This is a genomic window from Actinosynnema sp. (genome assembly GCF_052038725.1).
The window spans coordinates 1-1537 of the sequence record NZ_JBQGCX010001065.1; the positions used below are offsets into that span (position 1 = coordinate 1).

Genomic DNA, 1537 nt, shown 5'->3' on the forward strand with positions numbered 1-1537 from the left:
GGGGTCGGCGGGCCCGCGTCCTGATCAGTTGTCGTGCGCGGTGTTCACCCAGGGGCGGCTCAGATGGCCGTGAGGATGAGCATCGCCCGGTACGCGCCCGGAGTGGTGTCCACCGGGACGTCCAGCTTGAGGTCCGCGCCCAGCTGCGCGACGCCGCGACCGGCGCCCGCCGCCGCCTTGCCGAGCTCGGAGGTCGCGCCGACACCGTTGCCGCTGGTGAAGCCGGACTCCTTGGGCGCGCCGGGGGTCACCGTCTGGCCCTGGGAGGACGAGAGCACGGTGGGCGTCCAGCCGAGGTGGTAGCCGCCGAGGACCTGGCCGTCGACGGTGGTGAAGGACCGCACGCGGCCGGTGGCGCTCCAGCCGGGGTTCTCCGAGCGGGTGTCGGTGACCGTGATCGGCTTGAGGGCGCCGGTCGCGCGGTAGCGGTCGGCCTCCGCCGTGAGGGTCAGCTCGCCCAGGTCGACCTCGCGGTTCTCCGGGGCGACGCTGACGGTCAGCGCGCCCTGCTGCTCGGTGAGGGTGGCGGTGATGGTGGGGCCGTTGACCGGGTCGTTGCCGTGGTCGTCGACGTCGATGACGACCGGCGCGGACTCGGCGAGCACCTTGTGGTCGTGGTCGTAGAGCTTGACCATGACCTCGCGGTTGTCGTCGGCGGTGCGGACGACGAAGCCGTACCTGCCGGACAGCGCGCCGGGCACGACGCTCCAGTCGGTCTCGCCCTGGGCGCGGGTGAACCAGTGGTAGTGGTCCTCGCCCGTGGCGGGCTCCTGCACGGCGGTCAGGTTCGCGACGCCGCCCGCGTGGTAGTGCCCGGCCAGGCCCGAGATGCTGAGCTTGGTGGCCACGGGCTCGTCCGGCTCGGGCTGCTGGGTCGGCAGGTCCTCGGCGACCCGGAAGGTGTAGGTCACCGGGGCGAGGTCGACCGGGGTCGCGTTGGGCGGGGCGACGGTGGCGCGCACGGCCACCGCGTAGTCGCCCTGCTCGGTGAAGCCCCAGTTGACGTGCTCGTGGTCGGCGGCGCTGGTGAACGACTTAGGGCCGCCGTCGGCCGAGGCGAGGAACGTGTTCGGGCCGTCCTCGCCGTTCTGCCACAGCGCGAACGCGCCGGGGCCGGTCACGCCGTCCAGCGTGTAGGTGACCGAGGTGCCGTGCGGGACGTTCGAGCTGTAGCCGAAGCCCGCGAACACCTGGCCCGCCTGGGAGGTCTGCGGCAGCAGGTAGTAGGTCTCGCCCTGCGCCTTCCAGCCGGGCAGCGACGCGATGGCGGCGCTGACCGTGCGGGAGGCCACCGACGGCTTGGCGTGCACCACGAGGTTCTCGGGCGCGACGTTGCCTGCGGAGGTGTGGGCGCCCAGGGTGTAGGTCGAGTCCTGGGCGTCGATGTGGAACAGGTCGACGTGGCCGTCGGAGACGACCTGCTTCGCGTCCTGGGCGACGGCGACGCCGCCCAGGGAGCCGAGGGCGAGGCCCAGGGCGGTCATCGACGCCACGGCCGCGTAGCGGCGCTTGCGGTGCCGGGTCTGCACTGCGTTCA

The 1537-nt window shown here is 73.0% G+C and carries 1 protein-coding gene; it reads right to left on the bottom strand.

The window, feature by feature from the left end:
• Positions 1-59: 59 nt before the first annotated feature.
• A partial coding sequence (locus ACTUAL_RS22430) for a choice-of-anchor M domain-containing protein (RefSeq protein ID WP_440901621.1) occupies positions 60-1537 on the bottom strand: 1478 nt, incomplete at its 5' end.